The 25,384-nt window shown below is 47.1% G+C and carries 29 protein-coding genes; 26 read left to right on the forward strand and 3 right to left on the reverse strand.

Features of this window, described 5'->3' with window-relative positions; all coding sequences use genetic code 11:
* Positions 1-13 precede the first annotated feature (13 nt).
* The 8 genes from KNQ02_RS06960 (at position 14) to KNQ02_RS06995 (ending at position 6,055) form a co-directional block, all read left to right on the forward strand.
* Positions 14-1,210: an ABC transporter substrate-binding protein gene (locus tag KNQ02_RS06960; protein ID WP_214771615.1), complete on the forward strand. Its 1,197-nt coding sequence runs from the start codon at positions 14-16 to the stop codon at positions 1,208-1,210.
* On the forward strand, positions 1,197-1,961 hold the full coding sequence (locus KNQ02_RS06965; RefSeq protein WP_214807687.1) for an ABC transporter permease: 765 nt from the start codon (positions 1,197-1,199) through the stop codon (positions 1,959-1,961). The genes KNQ02_RS06960 and KNQ02_RS06965 overlap by 14 nt, the downstream gene beginning before the upstream one ends.
* The gene (locus KNQ02_RS06970) at positions 1,958-2,692 is read left to right on the forward strand and encodes an ABC transporter permease subunit (protein WP_029333661.1); all 735 of its coding nucleotides are present in this window, start codon (positions 1,958-1,960) and stop codon (positions 2,690-2,692) included. The genes KNQ02_RS06965 and KNQ02_RS06970 overlap by 4 nt, the downstream gene beginning before the upstream one ends.
* Positions 2,676-3,563 carry an ABC transporter ATP-binding protein gene (locus KNQ02_RS06975; RefSeq protein ID WP_088836682.1) on the forward strand — a complete coding sequence of 296 codons (888 nt, stop codon included), beginning with the start codon at positions 2,676-2,678 and terminating at the stop codon, positions 3,561-3,563. The genes KNQ02_RS06970 and KNQ02_RS06975 overlap by 17 nt, the downstream gene beginning before the upstream one ends.
* Position 3,564: 1 nt before the next feature.
* The gene (locus tag KNQ02_RS06980) at positions 3,565-4,146 is read left to right on the forward strand and encodes a CDP-alcohol phosphatidyltransferase family protein (RefSeq protein ID WP_029333155.1); all 582 of its coding nucleotides are present in this window, start codon (positions 3,565-3,567) and stop codon (positions 4,144-4,146) included.
* A 17-nt stretch (positions 4,147-4,163) separates the two neighbouring features.
* Positions 4,164-4,727, forward strand: a complete 564-nt coding sequence (locus tag KNQ02_RS06985; protein ID WP_251133015.1) for an NUDIX hydrolase — start codon at positions 4,164-4,166, stop codon at positions 4,725-4,727.
* A gap of 126 nt (positions 4,728-4,853) precedes the next feature.
* On the forward strand, positions 4,854-5,390 hold the full coding sequence (locus KNQ02_RS06990) for a PadR family transcriptional regulator (protein WP_088836684.1): 537 nt from the start codon (positions 4,854-4,856) through the stop codon (positions 5,388-5,390).
* Between the two features lie 26 nt (positions 5,391-5,416).
* Positions 5,417-6,055: a hypothetical protein gene (locus tag KNQ02_RS06995; protein WP_214765316.1), complete on the forward strand. Its 639-nt coding sequence runs from the start codon at positions 5,417-5,419 to the stop codon at positions 6,053-6,055.
* A gap of 427 nt (positions 6,056-6,482) precedes the next feature.
* Here KNQ02_RS06995 and KNQ02_RS07000 read toward each other — a convergent pair whose 3' ends face one another.
* Positions 6,483-7,139: a type 1 glutamine amidotransferase domain-containing protein gene (locus KNQ02_RS07000; RefSeq protein ID WP_214765315.1), complete on the reverse strand. Its 657-nt coding sequence runs from the start codon at positions 7,137-7,139 to the stop codon at positions 6,483-6,485.
* Positions 7,140-7,207: 68 nt separating this feature from the next.
* Positions 7,208-8,062: an aldo/keto reductase gene (locus tag KNQ02_RS07005; RefSeq protein WP_088836686.1), complete on the reverse strand. Its 855-nt coding sequence runs from the start codon at positions 8,060-8,062 to the stop codon at positions 7,208-7,210.
* A 197-nt stretch (positions 8,063-8,259) separates the two neighbouring features.
* Here KNQ02_RS07005 and KNQ02_RS07010 point away from each other — a divergent pair, with 197 nt between their 5' ends.
* The 10 genes from KNQ02_RS07010 (at position 8,260) to KNQ02_RS07055 (ending at position 16,607) form a co-directional block, all read left to right on the forward strand.
* Positions 8,260-8,790, forward strand: a complete 531-nt coding sequence (locus KNQ02_RS07010) for an NUDIX domain-containing protein (RefSeq protein WP_088836687.1) — start codon at positions 8,260-8,262, stop codon at positions 8,788-8,790.
* A gap of 102 nt (positions 8,791-8,892) precedes the next feature.
* A complete protein-coding gene (gene fur / locus KNQ02_RS07015) occupies positions 8,893-9,375 on the forward strand; it encodes a ferric iron uptake transcriptional regulator (RefSeq protein ID WP_088836688.1) in 483 nt (160 codons plus the stop codon).
* A 124-nt stretch (positions 9,376-9,499) separates the two neighbouring features.
* Positions 9,500-10,384 (forward strand): site-specific tyrosine recombinase XerD, encoded by an 885-nt coding sequence (gene xerD, locus KNQ02_RS07020; RefSeq protein ID WP_214807690.1) that lies wholly within the window; start codon positions 9,500-9,502, stop codon positions 10,382-10,384.
* A 116-nt stretch (positions 10,385-10,500) separates the two neighbouring features.
* Entirely contained in the window at positions 10,501-11,673 is a 1,173-nt protein-coding gene (gene deoB / locus KNQ02_RS07025) for a phosphopentomutase (protein ID WP_214807693.1), read from the forward strand.
* Positions 11,674-11,693: 20 nt separating this feature from the next.
* Positions 11,694-12,506 carry a purine-nucleoside phosphorylase gene (locus KNQ02_RS07030; protein WP_029333165.1) on the forward strand — a complete coding sequence of 271 codons (813 nt, stop codon included), beginning with the start codon at positions 11,694-11,696 and terminating at the stop codon, positions 12,504-12,506.
* Positions 12,507-12,532: 26 nt separating this feature from the next.
* On the forward strand, positions 12,533-13,834 hold the full coding sequence (locus KNQ02_RS07035; protein WP_088836691.1) for a pyrimidine-nucleoside phosphorylase: 1,302 nt from the start codon (positions 12,533-12,535) through the stop codon (positions 13,832-13,834).
* Between the two features lie 97 nt (positions 13,835-13,931).
* Positions 13,932-14,936, forward strand: a complete 1,005-nt coding sequence (locus tag KNQ02_RS07040; protein ID WP_214807696.1) for a S66 family peptidase — start codon at positions 13,932-13,934, stop codon at positions 14,934-14,936.
* Positions 14,937-15,042: 106 nt separating this feature from the next.
* The gene (locus KNQ02_RS07045; RefSeq protein ID WP_088836693.1) at positions 15,043-15,480 is read left to right on the forward strand and encodes a peptidylprolyl isomerase; all 438 of its coding nucleotides are present in this window, start codon (positions 15,043-15,045) and stop codon (positions 15,478-15,480) included.
* A 97-nt stretch (positions 15,481-15,577) separates the two neighbouring features.
* Positions 15,578-16,108, forward strand: coding sequence for a type 1 glutamine amidotransferase domain-containing protein (locus KNQ02_RS07050; protein WP_088836694.1), 531 nt, complete (start codon positions 15,578-15,580; stop codon positions 16,106-16,108).
* Positions 16,109-16,259: 151 nt separating this feature from the next.
* Positions 16,260-16,607: a GNAT family N-acetyltransferase gene (locus KNQ02_RS07055; RefSeq protein WP_088836695.1), complete on the forward strand. Its 348-nt coding sequence runs from the start codon at positions 16,260-16,262 to the stop codon at positions 16,605-16,607.
* 20 nt (positions 16,608-16,627) lie between these two features.
* On the opposite strand, the gene KNQ02_RS07060 is transcribed toward KNQ02_RS07055, so the two are convergent.
* The gene (locus tag KNQ02_RS07060) at positions 16,628-17,101 is read right to left on the reverse strand and encodes a DUF309 domain-containing protein (protein ID WP_214807699.1); all 474 of its coding nucleotides are present in this window, start codon (positions 17,099-17,101) and stop codon (positions 16,628-16,630) included.
* Between the two features lie 94 nt (positions 17,102-17,195).
* Here KNQ02_RS07060 and KNQ02_RS07065 point away from each other — a divergent pair, with 94 nt between their 5' ends.
* The 8 genes from KNQ02_RS07065 (at position 17,196) to KNQ02_RS07100 (ending at position 25,382) form a co-directional block, all read left to right on the forward strand.
* Complete coding sequence (locus KNQ02_RS07065; RefSeq protein ID WP_088836696.1) at positions 17,196-17,951, forward strand: segregation/condensation protein A; 756 nt, start codon at positions 17,196-17,198, stop codon at positions 17,949-17,951.
* Complete coding sequence (gene scpB, locus KNQ02_RS07070) at positions 17,941-18,513, forward strand: SMC-Scp complex subunit ScpB (RefSeq protein WP_029333173.1); 573 nt, start codon at positions 17,941-17,943, stop codon at positions 18,511-18,513. Before KNQ02_RS07065 ends, scpB begins: the two co-directional genes overlap by 11 nt.
* Positions 18,513-19,274 (forward strand): pseudouridine synthase, encoded by a 762-nt coding sequence (locus tag KNQ02_RS07075; protein WP_014969990.1) that lies wholly within the window; start codon positions 18,513-18,515, stop codon positions 19,272-19,274. The genes scpB and KNQ02_RS07075 overlap by 1 nt, the downstream gene beginning before the upstream one ends.
* 126 nt (positions 19,275-19,400) lie before the next feature.
* Positions 19,401-19,991 (forward strand): redoxin domain-containing protein, encoded by a 591-nt coding sequence (locus KNQ02_RS07080; RefSeq protein WP_029333174.1) that lies wholly within the window; start codon positions 19,401-19,403, stop codon positions 19,989-19,991.
* 21 nt (positions 19,992-20,012) lie between these two features.
* Positions 20,013-21,551: a cytochrome c biogenesis protein ResB gene (gene resB, locus KNQ02_RS07085; RefSeq protein WP_239456862.1), complete on the forward strand. Its 1,539-nt coding sequence runs from the start codon at positions 20,013-20,015 to the stop codon at positions 21,549-21,551.
* Positions 21,548-22,714, forward strand: coding sequence for a c-type cytochrome biogenesis protein CcsB (gene ccsB / locus KNQ02_RS07090; RefSeq protein WP_088836698.1), 1,167 nt, complete (start codon positions 21,548-21,550; stop codon positions 22,712-22,714). The genes resB and ccsB overlap by 4 nt, the downstream gene beginning before the upstream one ends.
* A 221-nt stretch (positions 22,715-22,935) precedes the next feature.
* Positions 22,936-23,652 (forward strand): response regulator transcription factor, encoded by a 717-nt coding sequence (locus KNQ02_RS07095; protein WP_088836699.1) that lies wholly within the window; start codon positions 22,936-22,938, stop codon positions 23,650-23,652.
* A gap of 2 nt (positions 23,653-23,654) precedes the next feature.
* Positions 23,655-25,382 carry a sensor histidine kinase gene (locus tag KNQ02_RS07100; protein WP_088838458.1) on the forward strand — a complete coding sequence of 576 codons (1,728 nt, stop codon included), beginning with the start codon at positions 23,655-23,657 and terminating at the stop codon, positions 25,380-25,382.
* The last annotated feature ends 2 nt before the right edge of the window (positions 25,383-25,384 follow it).

The following is a 25,384-nucleotide window of genomic DNA, read 5'->3' on the forward strand; positions in this document are numbered from 1 at the left end:
GGGTGGAATGAAAATGTTAAAAAAAGTAATCGGTATCGCTGTCGGTGGGTTGTTGCTTGCCGGGTGTGGCGCAACTTCTGACTTGCCGGCAAAGGACGAAGTGCTAGGTTCATCCTATAAAATGATTGAACAGGAAGCAGCGAAAACGACGGTCCGGATGTACATGTGGGGTGGAGATGACGGAATCAATGCCTATATCGACGAGTACGTCGCACCCAAGTTGAAAAAAGAGCATCAAATCACATTGAAGCGTGTGCCGATTGAAACAGCGGATATCATTCAGAAATTGCGTGCTGAAAAAACAGCCGGTAAGGACACAGGCGTGATTGATGTCGTCTGGATCAACGGCGATAATTTCCGAAATGCGAAAAAAGACGGTCTGTTATATGGTGACATCGCGCGCGTCTTACCGAACATCAAGCAAGTCGACGCCGCGGCGCAAGCTTCAGATAGTGGGACGAAGACGGAAGGGCTCGAAGCGGCCTGGGGAAAAGTCCAGTTTGCGTTCCATTATGATCAAGCCAGTGTTGCCAAACCACCGGTGGACTTAAACGAGTTAAAAGACTGGGTCAAAGCAAACCCAGGAAAATTCACTTATCCGGAAGTGACGGATTTCACGGGAAATACGTTTGTCCGTCACGTCATGTACGGGGTCGAATCAAATGAAACGTTGAAGAACCCGAAAAGCGATTTTAAAAAGACATGGGCTTATTTAAACGATTTAAAGCCGTACCTTTGGAAAGAAGGGAAAACCTATCCTAAGACGCTCGCTCAGCTCGATCAATTGTATGCGAAGGGGGATGTCGCATTCACGATGGGCTTCAATGAACGCCGGGCCGAACAGGAAGTAGCGTCCGGGACCTTCCCGGAAGAAACGCGTCCGCTCATCTTAGAAGAAGGTTCGATTGCGTCGACCCACTTCTTATCGGTTCCATTTAACGCACCAAACCCAAAAGGGGCGCTCGTTGCAATCAACGAATTGTTATCGGCAGATGCGCAGTTGAAGAAATATGACGCGACCTACTGGGGAGATGGGACAAGTCTTGATTTAAGTACGTTGACGTCAGTAGAACAACAAGCGTTTAAGGATGTTCCGGCAGCAAAATCGACACCGACACCAGATGCATTTGAAGGAAAAGTCCGAGCGGAGCTCGACCCGGAATTCTTCGAGATCATTCGAAAGGATTGGCCGGAACGTGTGGCGCGGTAATCCTTACCCCGCTGTCTTCTTGATTGCTGGAATGGTTCTTTATGGACTGTTCATCAGTGTATCGATGACGACAGTCGCCGATTATCGTGCATTGTTAAGCGATACCGTGTTTCTTGAAAGCATTGTGTTAAGTCTGTACGTCGCACTGAGTAGCACGTTACTTTCGTTAGGGGTCGGTTTCGGCTTAGCTCAATTTTTCTCAAGGCGAGGGGGGATGGCGGAACAAATCCTCGCACTTCCGCTGTTTATCCCGCATCTTGGTGCAGCATATCTTGCGATTCTCTACTTCAGTAATGTACCGATGATTGGTCCGCATGAGACGAATCATTTCAGTATCATCTTGACTTACGTATATAAAGAAACACCGTTCATCTTTTTTTATCTCATTCCTGTTTTTCGACGGCTCGATCACCGGTATGAGGAATTGGGGCAACTACTTGGATTATCTAAGATTCGCCGATTTTGGCATGGAAAAGGTGTTTTTATTTTGTTTCCGGCACTTGAAGCTAGCTTCATCGTTTTTGCATTTGTTCTATTTGCCTACGAAGTGCCGGCATTGCTTGGTGTGACGTATCCGAAAATGATTGGTGTATATGTATTTGATTTATATACGCAAGGAGACCTGTCGCAACAACCAACGGCTTTTGCCATCAGTGTCGTCTTGACGACGTTGCTCTTCATGATGTTAGCCGTCTTCACGTGGTGGATTCGACCGATCACAGAGCGAATCAGTAAGGGGCGGATTGAATGAAGCAACGAATCGTTACGCTATTGATTGCTTGTCTCGTCGTTGCACCGCTGCTGGGAATCATTCCGAAATCATTTTCTCTAAATCCACGAATCGTCGAGACGTTGACGACGACGCTCTTCATGATTGCAGCAGTGACGTTTTTGAACCACGTAATTGGTTATGCGGCAGGGAAAGCCATTGCCTTTCAGACGGGACGAATCATTCAACTGGCTGAGTTGTTGATTAGTCTACCACTGTTTTTGCCTGTATTATTGCTCTCATTCGGTCTTTATTTGACGTGGATCCGTTTAGGTTTGGCTGATCAATTCCTTGGTGTGTTACTCGTCCTTTTGTTACCGACACTTCCGTACACGGTCCGCCTTTATACGAACGGATTTCAGGCGCTCGGTGAACAACTACTCGAACAGACGGTCCTTGTTGAGGCAAACCGCTTGAAGCGATTTTTCTTTTTAGTCGGACCGTTGCTTCGTCCGACATTACAATCGGTGACATTGCTCGTCACCGTCATCACACTTAGTCAGTATGCACTCGTCGTGCTCATCGGCGGTGGCGTCGTTCGGATGCTCGCACTTGAAGTCTTCCCCCTTTACTCTGGGAATGCGGTTGATGCGGCTAAAGAAGCGACGATTTGGTTGATCGGGTTACCATTTTTGATTTATCTAGGGCAAATGTTGTTCTTTACCTTATGGATAGAAGGGGTTCGGAGGTTATTAGATGGACGTAAAAATTAATAAAGTGATGAAGCGTTTCGGTAAAACGACCGTCTTGCAAGACATCGATCTAACCATCGCCTCGGGACAATGCGTTGCGCTTGTCGGACCGAGTGGAAGCGGGAAGACGACGTTACTGCGCTTGATTGCCGGATTAGAAAAGGTCTCAGGTGGAACGATTCACTTCGGAGAGCGTGACGTTACGAAAACAGTCCCGAGTAAACGCGGAGTGACGATGCTGTTTCAACGACCGCTACTGTTTCCCCATCTCACGATCGGGCAGAATATCCGCCTTGGCATGCGAGGGGACGCCCGACAAGTCTCGGAGTGGCTCGACCGCGTCGGGTTACCGGGACGTGAAGCGGACTTTGTCCATCAACTGTCGGGAGGCGAGCAACAACGTGCGAGCTTAGCACGTGCCCTTGCGAGTCAACCGAACTTTTTATTATTAGACGAGCCGTTTTCAAGCCTCGATTTGCCGCGGAGGCGTGAATTACGGACGTTGATTCGTCGCCTGACGGAGCAACAAGGCGTGACGACGTTGCTTGTCACACATGATCGCGAAGAAGCGATGGCAATGGCGGACTATGTGTATGTCATGCAGGCAGGACGCATTATCGAGCAAGGGCGACCTGTTGCTTTAAGCGAGACGAGTCCGTTTTTTGGAGATGGTCTTGCCTTAGACGGGACATGGTATCCGCTGTCTGCGATCGAGTTGGTCTTAAGACCGACGAATCAAACGAATGAACGTGTTACGATTACGAAAGAATTAATCCAATATGGTGTTCGGTTCTATGAAGTCGAACGGGCAACCGGCGAGCGACTCGTCATTCAGACAAGAAGAGCGTTCGACGAAGCGACGACTGTTTATGTCGTCAGAAAGGAGGACTAATATGTTAGATACACGAGCACGAAAGATGGTCCAACCTGTGTTCGACCAAGCGGCGACCGGTTTGAAAAAGCTTGGTCTGTCGGCGAATCAAGTCACAATCATTTCCGGCATCATCGGAGGGGCAACAGGATTCTTCGTCTACAATGACATGATGGGAATTGCGATTCTCTTATTGTGGATTTCTGGAATGCTTGATGTCGTCGATGGGACGATGGCACGTCGCGAAAAACCGACAGCGATTGGAACGATCCTTGATCTTGTACTAGATCGAATCGTCGAGTTGTCCGTGCTGATCGGGATTGCGCTTCGTTTTCCGGAAACACAAATCGTCATGCTCTTTTTAATTGCGTCCTTTGTCATCGGTATGACGATGTTTCTCGCAATTGGGGCAGTCAGTGAAAATTATGGCATCAAGTCCTTCCAATACCAGCCGGGTCTCGTTGAACGGACGGAGGGGTTCTTGTTTTTAACGGCAATGCTGTTATTCCCAAGTGCAATCATCTGGATTGCGATCGTCTTCTTGATTGCAGAACTGTATACGGTAGGCGAGCGCTTCTATCAAGCCTCTAAGGTGCTGGGATGAGTGAACAGGAGTTAATCATGGTCACGGATCAGGCCGGGCATCCATTATTCACGGCGTCACGAAACCGGGTACATGCTGAAGGGTTATGGCATGAGACGTTCCACTGCTTCGTCGTGAATCGAGAGCAACGAATCGTTCTTCTTCAAGAACGGGCGACTGAAAAAAAGGATTTTCCAAATTGTCTCGACATTACAGCGGCAGGACATTTACTTGCCGGTGAAACCGTTGCTGATGGTGTTCGTGAACTCGAAGAAGAGCTCGGACTCGTCCGGGCGATGGATCAGTTGGAGCACGTTGGTATTTTTCTAGAAGAACTGACGTTGCCGGGATTCATTGATCGCGAGCGGACTCAGGTCTTTTTGACGGAATCGAACCAAGCCATTTCTGACTATCATTTACAAGCGACTGAAGTCAAACGGCTGGTCGCTTTTTCATTCGACGCATTTGCTACGTTAGGTGACGAAACGACAACGGAAGTCGTCAGCATCGAGGGTGAACGTTTCGGGCGGAACCGCTTCGTCCCGCACCCGCCGGAGTACTGGGCGATGGTCGAACGAAGCATTGAACAATCTAGCATGTGACAGGAGGAACTGTAGATGAGACAGCGATCTACAGTTTTTTTTGCTTAAAAAAGTACAAAGTGGCGTAATGCGACGTAATTTGAGACAATTAACAATATATATTATTGATGAAAGAAGGTGCAGCCAGTGGGATTACGATTCGCACTGCTCGGACTGCTAACCCAGGGAGAAGCGACAGGCTATGATTTAAGTACGACGTTCAAAAAACAGATGACGCATTTTTGGACAGCACATCATACGCAAATTTATCGAGAATTATTAAAAATGGAAGAAGCATCACTCGTGACGAGTGTTCATATCGTCCAGGAGGATCTTCCAGATAAAAAAGTCTATTCGATTACAGATAAAGGCCAAACAGAGCTCGTCGCCTGGCTGCGGGCACCGAGTGAATTTAAGCCGAAAATGAAAGATGAGAACTTAATGCGAGTGTCGTTGTTACACCTCTTGCCGCTCGAGGAAGCGATCGCTTACCTTGAAGAATCAAAACGGCATCATCAATTTGCGGTCGACATGATGCAAGTGTGGCGAAAAGATCATTTAGAGAACGGGGCGACACTCGGGGAGACATTGACGAGTGAATACGGTCTACGGATGATGCTGAATTACCTCGATTGGTGTGACTGGGCAATCGAAGAAATCAAAAGAAGTCAAACGAGTGTTTGATTGTGATGGGATAGGGAGTAGAGAACGTGAGTGTATTTAAAGATTATCAAGACTGGCTGGACGAAGAAACGGATGACATCATCAAACGACATGCAACATATGCCGCCGCTGAATTGAAATTAGGTGGAGAAGTCGGAGACTACTATGTTGATGCGGGGCTAATCGATCAATTCGTCATGCGACATGTCTCGTGGTTGTCGATCAGTGAAATCGAAGACATTCTGACAGAGTCTGAAAACAGCGACCGTTTGGAACTTCTCGAACCAACAGATCACGAAGAAGATATGCAACATCAGCAAGCAGAACACGTGTTACGAATGGATGTAAAAGAAATGTTGGCGTCAAAAACACGCCCCTTCGTTGACGAACGATTACAGGCGCTCACTCAACAGATTCGTCCGCTTCAAGACCGTCAGGCAGAAGCGCAGGCGGCATTCGATGAAATCGAACGGACGATTGAGACAGGACCAGCACCAAAAATCATTCCGAAGCGTTGGTATCGACGGGAACGTGTGGTTGAACAGTCGTTTACCGATGAAGAGCGTACGAACCTTGACGAGCAGCTTGAAGCACGACAGCAGCAGCTCGTTATTGAAGACCGCACGGTTGCGGCAGCCGAACGTGAAATACTGATGCTTCAGCGGGCGCTTAACGAAGAGAAATGACCCGAAGTGAGAACAGCACCTCCAGCTTCGTTCAGTGGAGGTGCTGTTTTGCATGTAGACAACGTCACGTGGGGGGAGAAAAGCACGCAAAGACGCATTTTTTCCCGTAGAAGTCGACGAAAAGGGACGTCTTTCAGGTGGACCGTCTTGAATCGTTTCCAAAACGACAGAGTATCTTCACTGATCTTAAAGAAAGCTAAAAAAATCTCGCTTTCTAATCTAATCGCTTCCTAGTGTAAAGCAAACAGGAGCGACCCTGCAGCTTTGCTGTAGCGGCGCGATGTTTGCCACAGGAAGACGATTAGGAAGGAAAGAGAGAGCAAAAAAAGATGGGAAATCACATTCAAGTGATCTTCCATCTAAGTTTGTCTACACGCTGAGCACTTCCACTGATGTTCAGTGGAAGTGCTTAGCATCAACTAAAATTTTAGACAGTCGCGAGTTTAGCGACGATCAATTTAGCGACAGCTTCACTTGAAGCTGGGTTTTGACCTGTGATGACGTTGCCATCGATGACTGCGAATTCTTTACCTGCGTCTGAAGTCAAGAACGTTGCACCTTCATTACGCAACGTTGTTTCGAGTAAGAATGGAACTTTCTCTTCAAGACCTGTTGATTTTTCTTCTTCATCTGTAAAGCCGTTGATTTGACGACCTTCGACGAATGGTTTGGCATCAATCATGACGTGAGCGAAAGCGGCAGGTCCGTGACAAACAGATGCGACGATTCCGTCTTTCTTGACCATTGCTTCGATTGCACCGGCAACTTGTGGATTGTTCGGGAAGTCAACGACCGCACCGTGTCCACCCGGGAAATAAACAGCGTCGAACGATGAAGGATCGACTGTTGAGAGTGAAGCTGTATCTTTTAGTGCTTTACGTGCGTCTTGGAACTTCGGCAGAATTTCTTTGACGAGTGATGCTTTATCGATTGGGACGTCGCCACCTTTAACAGAAACAACAGTGACGTCATGTCCTGCTTCATTAAATAAGTTAAACGGTGCAGCAAACTCTTCGAACCAAAGTCCTGTTGCGTGTCCGTTCATGTCATCCGCGCTTGTTGAAACGATTAAAATACGTGCCATAATAAAATTCCTCCTCTAGGGTTAACGTTACAAATAAGAGGATTCCCCGGCTTGCTAAAACTCAAACCTTATTGATGTGCTGTATAAGGATGGACCGGCAATGTCTTCAGGACGTGATTGATTTGTTCAAGCGTGACGGGTTCCCGCATCGCCTTGAGATTGGCCTGTAATTGCGACACGCTCGACGCACCAGGCAGGACGATTGCGGCTTGTTGATCGATTGCTTGGAGAGCGAGCGCGGGTAGTGGGTAGTCTTGCAAGAAATTCAATGTTTCTTCGAGTTGTTCTTTATTAAATTGCTCGAACTGGTCAACGGATTGGAGGCGCGACGTACTCTCAGTCGTCAATAATCCTTTTGCGAGCGGACCACGAGCGACTACCTTGACATTTTTTTCATTGAGTAAAGGCAAAAGTGCTTCGATGCGCCGATCGAGTAACGAGTAAGGTGTCATCAAATAATCGAGATCACTATGCTCGAGCCAATACTTAATGACGTTCGGCCGTAAAGAAGAAAGACCATAGGCCTTAATCTTACCGTCTGCTTTTAAATCCTTCACGGCTTGAATCGATGCATCGAGGTCGTCTTCCATCGTTCCGCCGTGGACATAATAGAGATCGAGGTAAGGTGTTTCGAGTCGGTTCAGACTTTCAAGACATGCTTGTTTTAAGTACTCGTAACTCGGATCCCACGTCCAACCCGTTCCCGTTGCATTCATTCGGTTGCCGCCTTTAGAGGCGAGGAAAATCCGGCTGCGGTCTTCTTGCGAAAATGTCTGTCCAATCAACGATTCGACGGCTCCGTTCGCGTAGACGTCCGCTGTGTCAAAATGAATGACCCCTTCGTCGAGCGCTGTACGGAGGATTTCTGTTGCTTCTTCTTGTCCGCGTTTTAATATTGTCATTGTGCCTAATCCGAGTCCCATGACTAATCCCTCATTTCTTTCGATATGTGCTACTACAGAACAGTTTATCATATTTATTTCTCCGTCCCCCTGTTGAGGAACTGTTTCATATTTTGAGTTTGAAAAAACAAACTTGCATCAGGAATCAGATAACAGGCATACTGAATAAGAAGAATAAATTACGGCGCGGATAGTTATAGAAGGAAGAGGTGTTCGGAATGGAAGAAAAAACAATCGAACGAGAAGTCATTTATGAAGGAAAAGTCTTTAATGTCGAAAAGCATGTCGTCAGCTTACCAAACGGTAATACATCAGTGCGCGAGCTCGTTTATCATAACGGAGCCGTCGCAATCATCGCCTTTGATGAAAAAGGTGATTTGATTGTCGTCGAGCAGTACCGCAAAGCATTCGAACAGCTATCGATTGAAATTCCTGCGGGAAAACTTGAGGCGGGTGAGAATCCAATTGATTGTGCCGGAAGAGAATTGAAAGAAGAAACAGGTTACGCGGCAGAAGAATTGAAACATGTCTTCGATTTTTACGGGGCACCGGGATTTTGCAGCGAACGCGTACATATATATGAAGCAATCGGTTTGACGGCTGGTGAACGTCAGCTGGATGCAGATGAATTCCTTGAAAACCAGACATTGTCACTTGACCGGGCCTTAGAACTGATTGCAAATGGCACGATTGTCGATGCAAAAACAATCATGGCGATTCAACATTGGCACATCCGTACATTAAAATGATTCTAATTTGGTTGATTTTCAGTTGATAATCATTTTAATTTGAAAATTGATTGAGAATCAGCTATGATAAAAGCATCAGTTTCGACCTAAGGGGGCGCTATGATGGAAAGTCGTGTTGAACGCATTAAAAAACAGCTGAGCGGTAAAGGATATAAGCTGACTCCCCAACGTGAAGCGACTGTGCGTATCCTGCTAGAACATGAGTCGGATCACCTCAGTGCTGAAAATGTCTTTTTATTAGTGAAAGAAAAAAACTCTGATATTGGACTCGCGACCGTGTACCGGACGCTCGAATTATTGACGGAGCTTGAAGTCGTCGATAAGGTCAACTTCGGAGATGGCGTATCTCGATTCGATTTACGACAAGAAGGGGCGAGTCACTCGCATCACCACCTTGTATGTATCGAATGTGGTTCCGTCGAAGAAATTTTAGATGATATGTTAGAAGATGTCGAAAAAGAAATCGTCTCGCGGTTTCACTTTAAAATTAAAGATCATCGCTTGACCTTCCACGGAGTTTGCCGTGTTTGTCAGGAGCGTCATGCACGTGAAGCGCTTGAACAAACGCAAACACAAACTGTCTAACCGTCCCTCCACACACAGGGCGGTTTTTTCTTTTTGAAAATATAGGTCAGACCTCTTCACAACAGTTTACACCTTTGATATGATGGGAAAGTAAGCGATTTCTTAAGCCAAGAGGATGAATTCAGTGAGACAACAACTGGAAGCATTTATCAACTATCTCGTCATCGAACGGCAAATGTCAGGAAATACGGTAGCAGCCTATCGAAATGATTTAAACCAGTATCTTCATTCGCTCGAACAAGCAGGGGTGACTTCGCTTGAATTCGTGACACGACATCATATCGTGCTCCATATCGAGAGCTTGTTGAACGCTCAAAAGTCACGGTCGACGGTCAGACGGGCGACGAGTTCGATCCGTTCGTTCCATCAATATTTGGTCGAAGAGCGTCAAGTGGAGAGTGATCCGTCACGTCATTTGGATTTACCGAAACCAGAAAAAAAGCTCCCGGTCGTCTGGAGTCAAACGGACGTCGTTAAGTTGCTTGATTCCGTGGTCGGAAACGATCCGCTCGTCAGACGGGATGCGGCGATGCTTGAACTGTTATACGGTACCGGTATGCGGGTCAGTGAACTGCTACAGTTGACGTTAAACGATCTACAGCTCGAACTCGGTTACTTATCGTGTCTTGGGAAAGGGAACAAAACGCGAATCATTCCAATCAGCACGACAGCGATTGAGAGCGTCACGACCTATCTCGAATTAGCACGAAACAGTTTAGGGGGCCAGCAAACGGATTATGTCTTCTTGAATAGTCGGGGAAGCCGGTTATCGCGACAAGGTTTTTGGAAGATGATTAAACGACGTGCAAGAGAAGCGGGTATTGAAAAAGAGATTACGCCACATGTGCTCCGTCATTCATTCGCTACTCATCTACTTGAAAATGGTGCAGATTTACGGGTTGTCCAAGAGATGCTCGGTCATGCCGACTTGTCGACGACGCAAATGTACACGCATGTCAACAAAGGTCGGTTACATGAAGTCTATAAGAATCATCATCCACGTGCATGATGTTCCTTATAAAACAAAGGTCTGACTTCAGACAAATGAAGCGTTTTGTATAGTCGGTTTGTGGGAAAATCATTAGGGCAGTCGTTCATTACAGTACGTATTAGGAGGAAATACAAATGGCACAACAATTCAAACGTGTATTTTTAGTCGTCATGGATTCTGTTGGTATCGGTGAAGCACCCGATGCGGAACAATTTGGAGATTTAGGAGCACATACGCTTGGTCACATCGGAGAGCATATGAATGGCTTGAATATCCCGAACCTGGAAAAGCTTGGTCTCGCGCATATTGAAGCCGTTCAAGGTGTTTCGGCTGATGCCGCACCAATCGCATCATACGGTAAAATGGAAGAAGTATCGGCGGGGAAAGATACGATGACGGGACACTGGGAGATCATGGGTCTTCGCATCGATACACCATTCCGTGTCTTTGAAAAATTCCCGGCTGACTTGATTGACCGTCTTGAAGCATTCTCTGGTCGGAAAATCATCGGTAACAAACCAGCTTCTGGTACGGAAATCTTAGATGAACTCGGTCAAGAACACGTCGAAACGGGCGAATTGATCGTCTATACATCTGCTGACTCTGTCTTACAGATTGCAGCCCACGAAGAAGTCGTCCCACTCGAAGAACTTTACCGGATTTGTGAATATGCACGTGATATCACGCGCGACGATCCATACATGCTCGGTCGCATCATCGCACGTCCATTCCTTGGGGAGCAAGGCGCATGGGTTCGGACATCGAACCGTCACGACTATGCCTTAAAACCGTTTGACCGGACTGTCATGAATGAGCTTGAGACAGCTGGATTCGATGTCATTTCGCTCGGTAAAATCGCTGACATCTTTGACGGTGAAGGTGTGACGGATGCAATTCGTACGAAATCGAACATGGACGGAATGGACCAACTCGTTGGTCAACTCGAACGTGACTTCACAGGGCTTTGCTTCTTGAACCTTGTTGACTTCGATGCCTTGTTCGGACATCGTCGTGACCCGCAAGGTTACGGGGATGCACTTGAAGAATTTGATGCACGTCTCCCGGAAGTATTCGAGCGGATGCAAGAAGATGATCTCTTAATCATTACAGCTGACCACGGAAACGATCCGATTCACGCTGGAACAGATCACACGCGTGAGTACGTCCCGCTTCTTGCGTACCAAAAATCTGGTGTCGCAAACGATTTAGGAACGCGTGCAACATTTGCTGATCTTGGAGCGACGGTTGCTGCAAACTTCGGTGTTAAAATGCCGGCACACGGAAAAAGCTTTTTAACAGAACTTTAATTTCAAAGGAGCGATTTTGGATGACAGTCAACTGGAATGAAACACGTTCATATTTAGAAAGTAAAATGCAGGCAAAGCCGGAAATCGGTTTGATTCTCGGATCAGGTCTCGGCGTACTGGCTGATGAAATTGAAAATCCAATCGCGATTCCGTATGGCGATATTCCGAACTTCCCTGTTTCGACAGTGGAAGGACATGCGGGACAACTCGTCTTCGGGACGCTCGAAGGCAAACAAGTCGTCGCGATGCAAGGACGATTCCACTTCTATGAAGGCTACTCGATGGAAATGGTCACATTCCCAGTTCGTGTCATGAAAGCAATCGGCGTCGAAACATTAATCGTGACGAATGCAGCGGGTGCTTGTAATGAAGCATTCGAACCGGGAGATCTCATGTTGATCACAGATCACATCAATTTCTTCGGAACGAATCCGTTGATCGGAAAAAACGTCGATGAGATGGGACCACGTTTCCCGGACATGTCGAAGCCGTATGATAAAGAATTACTGGAACTTGCCCAAGCGACGGCAGATGAGCTCGGAATCAATGTTCGTCAAGGCGTTTACTTCGGCAACACCGGTCCGACATATGAAACGCCCGCTGAAGTCAAAATGGCACGGATGCTTGGTGGAGATGTCGTCGGCATGTCGACGGTTCCTGAAGTCATCGTCGCACGTCACTCAGACATGCGCGTACTCGGAATCTCATGTGTATCAAACATGGCAGCAGGTATCTTAGATCAGCCGCTCCATCACGATGAAGTCATCGAAACGACGGAACGGGTCCGGGCACACTTCCTGTCGCTCGTTCGTGGTTCGATCAAAAAAATGTAACAACACCTTAGAGGAGGAAATAGATTATGCGTATGGTAGATTTGATTGCAACGAAACGAGACGGCGGCGAGTTACCAACAGCCGATATTAAAGCAATGGTCGAAGGATTCACGAACGGGGACGTTCCGGATTATCAAATGTCAGCGATGTCGATGGCCATTTTTTATCAAGGGATGTCAGATCGTGAAATCGCAGATTTGACGATGGCGATGGTCGAATCAGGTGACGTCATCGACTTATCACGGATTCACGGCAAAAAAGTCGACAAACACTCAACAGGCGGCGTCGGCGATAAAATCAGTCTGATTGTTGCACCACTCGTCGCGTCAATCGGGATTCCGGTTGCGAAGATGAGCGGACGCGGTCTTGGTCATACAGGTGGAACAATCGATAAATTGGAAGCCTTCCCTGGTTTCGATGTTGAATTATCGGAAGAAGCCTTCGTCAGCCAAGTCAACGACATCAAGATGGCAATCATCGGTCAGACCGGGAACTTAACACCTGCTGACAAAAAACTTTACGCATTACGTGACGTGACAGCAACAGTCAATTCGATTCCGTTGATTGCAAGTTCAATCATGTCGAAAAAAATTGCGGCCGGCGCTGATAGCATCGTTCTTGATGTTAAAACGGGTTCAGGTGCTTTCATGAAGTCGTTTGAGGACGCGAAAGCACTTGCGACAGAGATGGTTTCAATCGGGAAAAGTGTCAACCGGAAAACGATTGCCGTCATCACGGACATGGATCAGCCACTCGGAAACGAAATCGGGAACGCAAACGAAGTCAAAGAAGCAATCGAAGTCTTACAAGGTAAAGATGTGCGTGACTTGAAAGTCATCGCCTTGACGATTGCCTCACATATGGCAGTCCTTGGTGAGTTCTACCCGACGTTCGACGAAGCGTATGCCGATCTCGAGACACGCCTCGCGAACGGTGCAGCACTCGACGTCTTTAAAAAGTTCATCGCAGCGCAAGGTGGCGACGCGTCACTCGTTGACGATATGTCAAAAGCACTTGAAACGAAATACCAAAAAGACTTCGTGGCATCAAAAGCAGGTTATGTCTCTGAAATCATCGCCGATGAAGTTGGTGTCGCAGCGATGATTCTTGGAGCGGGCCGAGCGACGAAAACAGACGTCATCGATCATGCAGCAAGCGTCACGTTATTGAAAAAAGTCGGCGATCGTGTTGAAGTCGGCGATGTCATCGCGACACTTCGTTCGAATAAAGAAACGCTTGATCAAGCAATTGAGAAAATGGATCATGCGTATCATATCAGTGAAACGAAACCGGAAGAACGTCCGCTCGTTCACGCTGTCATCGATTAAATCATGTAAAGTAGCAAGTTGGGTCTTCTTCCCAATTTGCTACTTTTTTTGTTATGATGAAAGTCAGGTTTTTCCAAAAGAAGAAGGAGGAAAAAAGATGAAACCAGCTCGATTAAAAGAAGGCGATACAATCGCGATCGTGTCACCCGCATCAGCGATTGCAGCCTACGTGCCGCGCCGATTGCAACGCGGCATTGAAACATTGGAACGGATGGGCTTTCAGGTCCTTGTGATGCCGAATGCGATGGCAGTCCATAGTCATACGGCAGGAACGATTGGCGAACGGGTGCAAGACTTACATATGGCGTTTCGCGATCCGGAAGTCAAAGCGATCATCGCGACGATCGGCGGCTTCAACTCGCATCAGCTGTTAGATGAGCTCGATTATGACTTGATTCGGGACAACCCGAAAATTTTACTCGGCTATAGTGACATCACGGCACTGCATGCTGCGATTTATGCAAAAACAGGTTTGACGACGTTTTTAGGGCCGGCGATTTTGCCGCAGTTCGGTCTACTGGACGGTCTTGACGACTATACTGAACAGTCGTTCAAGCGAACGTTGATGCAGACGGAACCGATTGGGAAAATCGTCGCCTCATCCGAGTGGACGGATGAAGTACTCCGCTGGGACGTACATGACGACCGTCCGAAAAAACGACAACCGAATGCGGGGATGTTGATTGGTCGTACAGGCGAGGGGACAGGACCGATTCTTGCCGGAAACTGTGGCACACTCTTGTTACTTGCAGGTACATCGTATATGCCGTCTTTCGAAGATGTTGTCTTGATGCTCGAAGATGACGGAAGCGAAACACCGGAAACGATCGACCGTTATTTTACACAGTTGCGGCATCTTGGTGTGTATGATGAGATTTCAGCACTCGTTATCGGCCGGTTCGAGAGTCAGATCGATTTTGATCCGGACTTTACATTGAAAGACATCATTTTACGGGCAACACGCGGCTACGACTTCCCGATTGTCCTCGACGCTGACTTCGGTCATACGGATCCGGTTCTGACATTGCCACTCGGTGTAACAGCTTCCGTTCGTGTCGGTGATGAAATTGAAATTGAAATAGTAGATTCTGCCGTCAACTGAGTAAAAAACCTGCGTTTTCCGAAAAAATTTGGTACACTGTTCCATGGAGTCACAAGTTGCTTGTGACGAACACCATTAGCTGAAAAGCGCGAAAGGTTGGTATACAATGCAAAAAACTGGATATATCTTATTAGAAGACGGAAATAAAATTGATTTTGAACTCTTTAACGACGATGCACCGATTACAACAGAAAACTTCGAGAGCCTTGCGAACTCGAACTTCTACGATGGATTGAACTTCCACCGTGTCATCCCGGGCTTCGTCTCACAAGGCGGCTGCCCAATCGGGAACGGTACAGGCGGTTCTGGGAAAACAATCCCATGTGAAACGTCAACTTCGTACCCGCACAAACACAAAGCAGGTTCACTCTCGATGGCGCACGCTGGTCGCGACACAGGTTCGAGTCAGTTCTTCGTCGTCCACGAGCCGCAACCGCACCTTGACGGTGTGCATACAGTCTTCGGACAAGTCACTTCAGGACTTGAGCATGCTCAAAAAATGAAGCAAGGCGCAGGCATTAAAGAAATTCGCGTAGAAGCATAAGTGTCTGACTCCTCTTCAACTAGAAGGGGAGTTTTTGTTTTTTAGACTAAGGGAACAGATAATAAGGCACAAATAGAATTTCAGGAGGCGTTTCATGATGCGTTTACAAGGTAAAAAAGTGATTCAACTCGTCAGTAATGATTTTGAGGATTTAGAGTTATGGTACCCGGTCCACCGGTTACGTGAAGAAGGGGCAACGGTCGACATCGTGGGTGAGAAAGCAAATGAAAAGTATATCGGGAAATACGGTGTTCCAATCGTCTCCGACATCGCGTTTGCTGACATTAATCCAGCAGACTACGACGCGATTCTCGTTCCGGGTGGTTGGTCACCGGATTTATTACGGCGGTTTGATTCGGTCTTGAAAATGGTCCGACACTTCGACGAACAAAAACAGCCGATTGGTCAAATCTGTCATGCGGGATGGGTTTTAATTTCAGCAGATGTACTCAAAGGTGTCAACGTCACGAGTACCCCGGGGATTAAAGACGACATGACGAATGCGGGCGCAGTGTGGCACGATGAGCCGGTCGTCGTCGACGGACACATCGTCTCAAGTCGGAGACCGCCCGATCTACCTGACTATATGCGTGAATTCATCGCCGTGTTAGAAAAGTCGAAGTCATAATTCGGAAAAGGTGGGGTGAAGTGATTCACTCCTTCTTTTTGTCCTTCTCGACAAAAAAATGAAGTAATTCTAGCCGATAAGGTGTAGAATAAATGAGTCTCAGTCGTTCATGGTCCTGAGAGTTGTTGAAATTAGGAAGGTGTAGAATCAGATGCTAGTAAAATATAAGAAGCTGAATGAACGGACCGCGATGGGGTTAATCGCCTTTTCGTGTGAAGTGAAGGATCCGAAGTATTTGCTTGAAACGGTTCAAGCCTATGAACAAGAAGAAGATCGTCAATTGTATCTTTACAAACAGGATGAAGACTTCGTAGGAGTGATCGGTTTTCAATTAGTGGATGGCCACGCTGAATTGAGCCACATCGCATTGTCTCCATCGTTCCGCGGGGAGCGGATGTCGTACACATTACTCGACGCTGCGGCGAAGATGATGCGTCTCGATATCATCGGCTCGACTGAAGAAACAAGTCGTCTTGTTGAAAAGTGGAAAAATCAATGAAAAAAACCGGTCCGTTTATTTCAGGGCCGGTTTTTCCATTTCCCGCGATTTTTAAGTGCGGCTTGCCTTGCGTCGATGACGTCTTGCCGGTTTCGTAACCGGTGTTTGTCGATTAAAAAGGTTCGATCAAGCGGTTCGAGTGATTGGGTCTTCATTCGTTGTTCGAGTCTTTCGTCTACTGGTAAATGGATTCTCCGGTATTCCGGCTCCATAAAAGCGGACTTTAACGTAAGCAGTTGCGTGGCATCGATGCCGAGTTGGGTAATTGACGCTGCATGCCGTTCGATTTTTTGAAAGGCTTTCGGATAGGTCCGCATCGCGCCGGTCACATTACCGCGCCGGTGATGATACCGGGCGACGGCTAATTGAATCAAAGCGACGAGTGATTCGTCCGTCCGATTGCCGGCTTGCCACAGTTCTTCTAATATTTCATGGCATTCGAAGTAATCTTCTTGTATATTGAATTCGAAAGTAAATTGTTCGATCGGGTGCATGAGAGCACCTCCTTTCCTTTTAATATAGCATAGTCGAACAGTAACGATGTATGGTATACTAAGGCGCAAAAAACGTTGATGGGCAGGGAGAATCATGGAATCATATAGTGTGAAGATGGATGCGTTTGAAGGCCCTTTGGATTTACTGTTACACTTGATTGGGAAACTAGAAATCGACATTTACGATATTTCCGTCTCAATCGTGACGGATCAATATGTGTCCTATATTCGAGCTATGCAGCATCTTGAACTCGATGTTGCTAGTGAATATCTTGTCATGGCTGCGACGCTCTTGCAACTGAAAAGTAAACAGCTGTTACCGATTGAACAATCGGAGTTCGAGGAGGTTCCTGATTTTGATGAGGAGCCGACGCGAGAAGGTTTGATTCAACAATTGATTGAGTACAAAGCGTATAAGGAAGCAGCGGTTGTGTTGAAGGAAAAGGAAGAAGCGCGACTCGAGCTTTTTTCAAAACAACCGGAAGACCTGTTGCGTTATCTGGATACAGAAACAAATGACTATAACGGAACGTTATCATTTAGTGATTTGTTGCGTGCCTATGAAAAAATGCGACAACGTGTTGCCTGGAAAGTGAGACGGTCGAAGACGGTCAAACGTGAGGAACGGACACTGGAGCAACAGATGGTTCACGTATCAGAATATGTACTGTCGCGAGAACGGACGACCTTTTTTGGCTTCTTTACGGAACAACCGACAGTCGAAGAACTTGTCGTCAGTTTTCTTGCTGTCCTTGAACTCGTTAAACAACGGGTTATTGCTTGCGAGCAGATGAACGACGATATTTTATTACGGACCTTGGCGAAGGAGGAGAATCCGATTGGCGTATGATCGAATCATTGAAAGTCTATTGTTTGTCGTCGGAGATGATGGCATCGATCCACGTGGCCTGAGCCAAGTGCTTGAAATCAGTGAAGCAGCAGCGCGCGAACAACTGCATGCGGTCCAGCAATTGTTTGAGTCGGAAGGACGTGTCCTTCAAATTGTTGAGTCCGGTGGCGTCTTTAAGATGGTGACACGAAAAGAGATGTCACCGTACGTTCAAGCCTACGCGGGATCACTCGCGGAAGACAGTTTGTCTCGTGCTGCGATGGAGACGCTCGTCATCATCGCCTACAAGCAGCCTGTCACGCGTGCAGACATCGAAGTCATTCGCGGCGTCAAGACCGAGCGTGTCATTCATACGCTCAGTGCAAAAGGGTTAATTGAAGAAGCTGGACGCGCGAAAGGCGTCGGGCGAGCTAAATTGTATAAAACGACCGATCATTTCTTGGACCATTTTGGTCTCAATAGTATCGAGGAGTTACCTCCGCTCGAATTCGAAGAAACGTTCGAAGCGGATGGCGATCTATTTTTCAGGAATGAACCGTCACTAGAGGAGAGAATAAATTAATGGAACGTCTACAAAAAATTATCGCACAAGCTGGTGTCGCATCACGACGCAAAGCAGAAGAATTAATTACAGAAGGTCGCGTTAAGGTCAACGGAAAAGTCATCACAGAGCTTGGAACGAAAGTCGGCGGACGTGCTGAAGTCGAAGTCGACGGCGTCAAGCTCGAACGGGAAGAGCATGTCTACTATATGCTGTATAAGCCGACAGGTGTCGTCTCGACGGTTGAAGATGATAAGGGACGTAAAACGGTTGTTGATCTTGTGCCGCCGGGCCATCGTGTTTTCCCGGTCGGTCGTCTTGACTACAATACGAGCGGCTTACTTTTATTGACGAATGACGGTGAATTTTCAAACCTCTTACTGCACCCGAAATACAAAGTACCGAAGCGTTACATCGTTAAAATCAAAGGCGTGCCGGATTATTACCACGTCAAAGGTCTGGAAAAGGGTGTCGTCTTACCGGACGGATTCAAGACAGGCAAAGCACGCGTCGAAATGCGTGATGTCGACAAGAAAAAGAATACGGCAATCCTCGAGATGGTCATCTACGAAGGACATAACCGTCAAGTCCGTCAGATGGTCGAAACACTCGGCGCAGAAGTCATCAAGTTGAAGCGGGAGCAATTCGGATTCTTGACGTTAGCTGGACTCACTTCAGGAGACTGGCGTGAACTTTCAAAAAAAGAAGTCAATCAATTGCGTGAGCTAGCGGATCCCGTCGCGCCACCTACGAAAAGACGTAAGAACACAAAAAAACGTTAATTTGTAAAGCGGAAAGCTCATCCTATAGGTTGAGTTTTCTTTTTTTGTGACAAAACAATTAACGTATTTCACATTGTCTCAACATTTAAGCGATTTCAAGTACAATATGGGTGGAGGCGGTATAACATGAAAAAAACGAAGCAAAACCCGGAAGAGCGGCTCGAAGCCGCGAAACAAAAAAAGAAGAAACGCTCATTCTGGCGACTGATGATCATGACGATCGTCTTGTTTGCTGGTGCGGTCGTCATCATGCAGTTCGTCGATCAAGCGACACGCGATAAAAATGGTCGTGTCATGGCGGGAGACGATGCACCTGGCTTTACGCTCGTCGACTTGTATGGTGAGAAACAACACTCGATGGATGAGTATGCTGGAAAAGGACTCTTGCTTAATTTTTGGGGCACGTTTTGTGAACCGTGTAAAAAAGAGATGCCATTGATTAACGACAACTACAGCATGATGCAAGATGAAAATGTCAATTTTGTAGCCGTCAATGTCGGCGAAACACCGGTTCGCGTCTCGAGCTTCATCAAGGAAATTGGTGGAACGGACTATCCGATTTTAATGGATACGAACAGTTCCGTCGAGAAAGCGTACGGCATTTATAACTTACCGGTCACATTCATCATCAATAAAGAAGGCGAAGTCGTCGAAAAGTATGAGGGTGAAATTGATCAGGCGAAGTTGGAAGAAATGATTAAAAAAGCAAACGAGTAACGCATCGAGGGGGAATTGATGATGCAGGAATATAAGCAACTGGACATGCGTTATGAAGAAGCAGAGCTTCGTTCAAAACGAAAAAAACAGTCGTGGATTGACCGAACATGGACATTCTTCTCTTCCGTTAAAGTCGGACTGTGGTTGATTGGCTTAATCATTCTCGCAAGTGGTGTCGGGACGATTTTCCCGCAGGAAATGTATATCCCGCAAGCGACACCGCCAGAAGAATTTTATGGTAAGGAATACGGTACGGCAGGCGATATCTACTATGCATTAGGATTTCATAATCTCTTTGAATCGTGGTGGTACATCGGACTGATCACCTTATTACTTTTATCTATCATCATCGTATCGATCGACCGCTTCTTCCCGCTCTATCGAGCGTTGAAGAAACAACCGGTCATCCAGTCTGACCGTTTTATGGGCGGTCAGCGATTTGGCGCTGAGACGGCTGGAACGGTAAAACAAATTGACGCGATTGAGCCGTTGTTAAAAAAGAAAGGCTATAAAATCCGTCGACAGGACGGCGCTTTATTAGCAGAAAAACAACGGTTTGGACGTTGGGGTCCATACATCAATCACATCGGACTTGTTTTATTCTTTGGTGGCGCGATGTTACGGATTGTACCAGGGATGCATGAAGATGAGTTGCTGTGGCTTCGTGAAGGTGAAACGTTGCCGATCGAAGCGACGGACAACGAGTATTACCTCGAAAACAATGCCTTCAATATCGAATTTTATGACCCGGAAAAGGTCGACGCGAAATTCAGTGAAGCGCTGAAACGAGCGGGTGGTAGTGTTCCGAAAAACTACGATACGAAAATGACGTTGTATAAAAAGACGGGCATGACGGATGATTTTAAACCGGAACTTGAAAAAGTAAAATCTGGTGAAACGGCCGTTAACCAACCGTTTGAATTCGAAAACTATCAAGTCTTCCAGGAACAATATGCGGCAGATCCTGAATTCAAGACGATGTCGTTTAATATCGAAAATCAAAAAACCGGAAAAGTTGTCGATACGATTGAAGTCGATTTACGCAACCCGGACTCGACGTATGAATTGAAGGATGGCTACGAAGTCGAGTTAAAAGACTTTTTACCGGACTTCGTCGTCAAAGACGGAAAACCGACGACAAATTCTTCACGGCCGGTCAATCCGGCATTCGTCTTTAACATCAAGTCACCGGAGCACCCGGAAGGCGAACGGAGTCTGATCGGGATTAAGCTCAATGTCGGCGGGGACGAAAATCAATACAAGATGGGCTTTGCCGGGACTGAACTGTCGAATATCTCGGGAGTGCGGATTAAAAAAGATTTGACGCTGCCGTTCCTGTTCATCGGTGGAGTAATCTTTATGGCGGGTCTGCTCATCGGCATGTACTGGCCGCATCGTCGCCTTTGGATTAGAGAAACAAACGGTCGGATTAACATTGCCGGCTTTACGAACAAGAACGCGTTAGGGCTTCAAAAAGAAGCCAATCTCGCCTTGACAGAAGTAGGTCTTCCTCAACTAGAAGACCGGCAGAAGTTGCGGGAAGAGGGGGAATCAGAATGAATTTGCTTAATTTGAGTGGGAATTTACTGCTGACATCGTTTATCTTGTATCTCATCAGTACCGGATTTTTTGCGGTTGCGACGAGTGGGAAAAAGGGACCGAGCCGGTCAGGTAAGATTGCCTTTACGCTCGCGATTATTGGATTTGCGACACAACTTGGTTATTTCTTTACACGCTGGGCAGGAGCGGGGCACGTTCCTGTGTCGAACTTATATGAATATACGACATTCTTCGGGATGATGATGGTTCTTGGTTTCCTGATTGTCTACGGGATTTACCGGAACAACGTTTTAGGATTAGTCGCGATGCCGATTGCTTTGCTCGTCATCGCCTATGCATCGATGTTCCCGGATGAGGTCCAACCACTCATTCCGGCACTTCAAAGTGTCTGGTTAAAAATTCACGTCACGACAGCTGCACTTGGTGAAGGAATCCTCGCGGTCAGCTTCGCGACAGGATTACTTTACTTGATTCACGCAACAGATTTCAGAAAAGAATCAAAAACACGGACGTGGCTTGAAGTCGTCATGTTTTCGTTAACATGCGTGGTCGGTTATATTCTTGTCGGATTGTTATTTAACGCGCTTTCGACGAATGCAACGATTGAATATGTTGCGAAAAACGGCGCGACGATGCAACACGACTATACGATGCCCGTGTTGACTGGTCCGGAAGGCGGAAAAGTCATTTCGGGATCGGGCGCAGTCGTCGAACTGCCGAACTTCTTGAACGCGAACAAAGTCAATACAGTTCTTTGGTCACTGATCGGTGGTCTCGTCTTGTACGTACTCCTTCGATTTGTCATCTTACGGAAGCGTCTTGCGGAAAGCTTAAAACCGATCGCCCGTAAAATCGACTTAGAAACAGCAGATGAAATCAGCTATCGTGCAATTGCGATCGGCTTACCGGTCTTCATCCTGGGCGGTTTGATTTTTGCGATGATTTGGGCCCAGATGGCATGGAGCCGCTATTGGGGCTGGGACCCGAAAGAGGTTTGGGCATTGATTACGGCGTTATTTTACGTCTTCTACCTGCACATGCGCATTCAGCGTGGCTGGATCGGTAAAAAATCAGCCTGGTTATGTGTCGGTGGGTTTGGGGTCATCATGTTCAACCTGGTGTTCGTCAACCTCGTTGTCGCAGGTCTTCATTCTTACGCCTGACTAAAAAATGAAACAGGGAGTCACCGATCGATGAATGACATCGATTGGTGACTCCCTTTCTTCGTCCAGGCATCAACTATTGGATTTTGAAAGAAACATGAAATGAATCAATCACCCTTTTCTGTCTAACCGGTTAGGGAAGTTTTTTCTTTTTGTTTCATAGTATACTAAAAGAGTAGTAGGATAGAGAAGAGAGACTAGTTTATGGGAGGAATCAACCGATGTCAGAAGAAGCTCGTATTTTAGTCGTCGATGATGAAGAACGGATTCGACGCTTATTAAAGATGTACCTCGAACGGGAGAACTTTACGATTGAGGAAGCAGACAACGGCGAGATGGCGCTCGAAATGGCGCTTGAAACGGAATATGATGTCATTCTACTTGATTTGATGATGCCAAAGCTCGATGGTATGCAGGTCTGTGAAGAGTTGCGCAAAACAAAAGCGACGCCGATCGTCATGTTGACGGCAAAAGGGGAAGAAACGAATCGTGTTCATGGTTTTGAAATGGGAGCGGACGATTATATCGTTAAACCGTTCAGTCCACGCGAAGTCGTGCTTCGGGTCAAGGCCATTCTGCGACGTGCCAGCGCAACGAAGTTCTTGCATACGGATGCGAAAACAAAAGATGTTATCGTCTTCCCACATCTGACGATTGATAATGATGCGCACCGCGTGACGGTCGAAGGGCAAGAAGTCAACTTGACGCCAAAAGAATACGAATTGCTCTACTTCCTCGCGAAGCAGACGGATAAAGTCTTTTCACGGGAACAGTTATTAAAAGAGGTCTGGAATTATGAATTCTTTGGTGATTTGCGGACGGTCGACACACACGTTAAGCGATTGCGGGAAAAACTAAACCGCTTGTCACCGAGCGCGGCTCAGATGATCACGACAGTCTGGGGTGTCGGTTACAAATTCGAGAATAGTCCTGCTTGACGATGAAGTGGTTACAGAGTGTCGTCATCAAATTATGGGGAACGATTTTACTGCTCGTTTCTGTCGTTTTAATTGCTTTGACGATTTTGTTGCTCGAATTTTTTAACTCGTTTCACATTGAACAAGAACGAGGACATCTCGCGAAGCTAGGTCAACAAGTCGAGACCGTTTTCCAAGCGCACGATGGGCTAGAGGAAGGGTCGGCGACCGCCGTCGAAATTACGGATATTTACGGGGCGACGTTGATTGCGACAACGAAGGACGAAACGATTCAAACGAATATTTCAGAGGAAAAGGCACGACGTATGATTAAGGAGCTCGAGCGTCAGAACTGGAAAGCAGTTGACGGTGAAGAGGGCGAGACGGCGATTGGGAACTATGAAGTATTCAATGGCAAGGCAGCACTCGCCTATCGTGCCCCGCTCGTCACATCAAGTGAGGCGGGAACGACGTATTTGATTGAAGAACTGACGAACATCGAACAGGCGAATGAAGGCGCGAGGCAAATCATTCAACTCTGTGTCCTGCTTGCGATCATCGGGACAACCGTATTCGCCTTCTTCCTCTCGACGCGCATTACGGCGCCGCTGCGGACGATTCGTCAAGCTGTCGTCGAAGCCGGAGAAGGAAAGTTCGACCAAAGTCTGACGCAACGTTCACGCGATGAAATCGGGGACTTGGCGTTGGCGTTCAATGAAATGAGCAGCCAATTGAATCAATATGTCACGGATCTCGATAAAGAACGACATCTGTTGTCATCCATTTTACGCTGTATGGCAGATGGCGTCTTGACGTTCTCTGATTCCGGGGAGTTGCTCGCGACAAATCCGCCGGCAGAAGATTTTTTGGCAGGGGCACCGGTTCCGGAAGAACTGATTGATTTGTTCAAGACCGTCATGCGGACAGAGACAGAAATGACTGTTTCCTTTGAACGGGAAGGTCGTTATTACATTATTATCGTCAGTCCGTTACTTGAGCACGAAGAGCAGATTGGTGCTGTTGCCGTTTTACGGGACATGACAGAAGCGCAGCAGCTCGAGAAGATGCGCGCCGACTTCGTTGCGAACGTCAGTCATGAATTGCGGACACCGCTCGTCATGCTCCAAGGGTACTCGGAAGCGATCGTCGACGGGATGACGGAAAGCGATGAAGCGACAAAAGAATTTGCTTCAATCATTTATGATGAGTCGCAACGTCTATCGCGTCTCGTCAATGATTTACTCGATCTTGCCCGAATGGAGGCAGGTCATCAAGAGTTACGGATTGAACCAATGGAAGCAGTCCCGTTTGCAAAACGGATGATTAAAAAATTCAAGCAAATGGGACGCGACAAACGTGTATCGTTTGACGTCGTCGGACCGAACGTCGAGTTCGAAGCGGATCCCGATCAAATGGAGCAAGTGTTGACGAACTTACTCGGCAATGCGCTTCGTTACACCGAGGATGGTCAAATCGAGATTAACATTACGGAAGATAGGGAAAACATATTCCTATCCGTAATTGATTCCGGTACAGGAATTCCGGAAGAAGATGTCCCGTTCGTTTTTGATCGTTTCTATAAGGCGGACAAAGCAAGGACGCGTGGCAAGACGGGGACAGGGATTGGTCTCGCGATTGTCGTGAACGTCGTCCGATCCCATGAAGGGGAGGTCGAAGTCGAGAGCCAGCTCGGCGAAGGCTCGACATTCCGAATTCGATTACCGAAAAAACAAAGGAAGCGAACTCTCTGATT

The sequence above is a fragment of the Exiguobacterium sp. s102 genome, assembly GCF_018618635.1.
GTDB classification, from domain to species: Bacteria; Bacillota; Bacilli; order Exiguobacteriales; family Exiguobacteriaceae; genus Exiguobacterium_A; species Exiguobacterium_A oxidotolerans.

Bases quoted from the DNA above. Each gene is read 5' to 3' on its own strand.
- KNQ02_RS06960 (WP_214771615.1), top strand. From the start codon at position 14: ATGTTAAAAAAAGTAATCGGTATCGCTGTCGGTGGGTTGTTGCTTGCC.
- KNQ02_RS06970 (WP_029333661.1), top strand. From the start codon at position 1,958: ATGAAGCAACGAATCGTTACGCTATTGATTGCTTGTCTCGTCGTTGCA.
- KNQ02_RS06975 (WP_088836682.1), top strand. From the start codon at position 2,676: ATGGACGTAAAAATTAATAAAGTGATGAAGCGTTTCGGTAAAACGACC.
- KNQ02_RS06980 (WP_029333155.1), top strand. From the start codon at position 3,565: ATGTTAGATACACGAGCACGAAAGATGGTCCAACCTGTGTTCGACCAA.
- KNQ02_RS06985 (WP_251133015.1), top strand. From the start codon at position 4,164: ATGGTCACGGATCAGGCCGGGCATCCATTATTCACGGCGTCACGAAAC.
- KNQ02_RS07000 (WP_214765315.1), bottom strand. From the start codon at position 7,139: ATGGCACGTATTTTAATCGTTTCAACAAGCGCGGATGACATGAACGGA.
- KNQ02_RS07005 (WP_088836686.1), bottom strand. From the start codon at position 8,062: ATGGGACTCGGATTAGGCACAATGACAATATTAAAACGCGGACAAGAA.
- KNQ02_RS07010 (WP_088836687.1), top strand. From the start codon at position 8,260: ATGGAAGAAAAAACAATCGAACGAGAAGTCATTTATGAAGGAAAAGTC.
- fur (WP_088836688.1), top strand. From the start codon at position 8,893: ATGGAAAGTCGTGTTGAACGCATTAAAAAACAGCTGAGCGGTAAAGGA.
- deoB (WP_214807693.1), top strand. From the start codon at position 10,501: ATGGCACAACAATTCAAACGTGTATTTTTAGTCGTCATGGATTCTGTT.
- KNQ02_RS07030 (WP_029333165.1), top strand. From the start codon at position 11,694: ATGACAGTCAACTGGAATGAAACACGTTCATATTTAGAAAGTAAAATG.
- KNQ02_RS07035 (WP_088836691.1), top strand. From the start codon at position 12,533: ATGCGTATGGTAGATTTGATTGCAACGAAACGAGACGGCGGCGAGTTA.
- KNQ02_RS07040 (WP_214807696.1), top strand. From the start codon at position 13,932: ATGAAACCAGCTCGATTAAAAGAAGGCGATACAATCGCGATCGTGTCA.
- KNQ02_RS07045 (WP_088836693.1), top strand. From the start codon at position 15,043: ATGCAAAAAACTGGATATATCTTATTAGAAGACGGAAATAAAATTGAT.
- KNQ02_RS07050 (WP_088836694.1), top strand. From the start codon at position 15,578: ATGCGTTTACAAGGTAAAAAAGTGATTCAACTCGTCAGTAATGATTTT.
- KNQ02_RS07055 (WP_088836695.1), top strand. From the start codon at position 16,260: ATGCTAGTAAAATATAAGAAGCTGAATGAACGGACCGCGATGGGGTTA.
- KNQ02_RS07060 (WP_214807699.1), bottom strand. From the start codon at position 17,101: ATGCACCCGATCGAACAATTTACTTTCGAATTCAATATACAAGAAGAT.
- KNQ02_RS07065 (WP_088836696.1), top strand. From the start codon at position 17,196: ATGGAATCATATAGTGTGAAGATGGATGCGTTTGAAGGCCCTTTGGAT.
- KNQ02_RS07075 (WP_014969990.1), top strand. From the start codon at position 18,513: ATGGAACGTCTACAAAAAATTATCGCACAAGCTGGTGTCGCATCACGA.
- KNQ02_RS07080 (WP_029333174.1), top strand. From the start codon at position 19,401: ATGAAAAAAACGAAGCAAAACCCGGAAGAGCGGCTCGAAGCCGCGAAA.
- resB (WP_239456862.1), top strand. From the start codon at position 20,013: ATGCAGGAATATAAGCAACTGGACATGCGTTATGAAGAAGCAGAGCTT.
- ccsB (WP_088836698.1), top strand. From the start codon at position 21,548: ATGAATTTGCTTAATTTGAGTGGGAATTTACTGCTGACATCGTTTATC.
- KNQ02_RS07095 (WP_088836699.1), top strand. From the start codon at position 22,936: ATGTCAGAAGAAGCTCGTATTTTAGTCGTCGATGATGAAGAACGGATT.
- KNQ02_RS07100 (WP_088838458.1), top strand. From the start codon at position 23,655: ATGAAGTGGTTACAGAGTGTCGTCATCAAATTATGGGGAACGATTTTA.